Source organism: Tritonibacter sp. SIMBA_163 (assembly GCF_046535935.1).
GTDB lineage: Bacteria > Pseudomonadota > Alphaproteobacteria > Rhodobacterales > Rhodobacteraceae > Epibacterium > Epibacterium scottomollicae.
In genome coordinates this window covers 1-350 of the sequence record NZ_JAWJBP010000191.1, presented here as the reverse complement: position 1 = coordinate 350, position 350 = coordinate 1, and the positions used below count along the sequence as shown (strand labels likewise).

At 54.3% G+C, this 350-nt stretch carries 1 pseudogene; it reads right to left on the bottom strand.

Annotation, left to right across the window (positions count from 1 at the left end):
* A pseudogene (locus R0J92_RS22040) lies at positions 1 to 277 on the bottom strand (integrase core domain-containing protein); the annotation flags it as partial.
* Positions 278 to 350 lie beyond the last annotated feature (73 nt).

Here is a 350-nt window from a genome sequence, read left to right as displayed (position 1 = left end):
ACTGGGGTCGACGTAGAATTTTCTCGTCTGTTTTCAGCTTCATAGCGGGGTTCACTCTACCGATGGCCATGTTTGGTCGCTCGTTGTTGTAAGTCCAGAGCCATTCGGTTGCCTGGTCCTGTGCCTCCTCGATGGTTTCAAAGATGTATTGCCCCAGCCATTCGCCAGGAACGGTGCGGTTATAGCGCTCGATGTAAGCGTTCTGCTGTGGCTTGCCGGGTTGGCTGTATTCCAGCCGAACGTTGCGTTTCTTGGCCCACTCGATCAGCTTGTTGGAGTGCCCCCACTGAAGTGGTCCACCTTTTGGGATAGGAATATCCCGTTTTCAGGAGGACGACGAGATGGCAGGC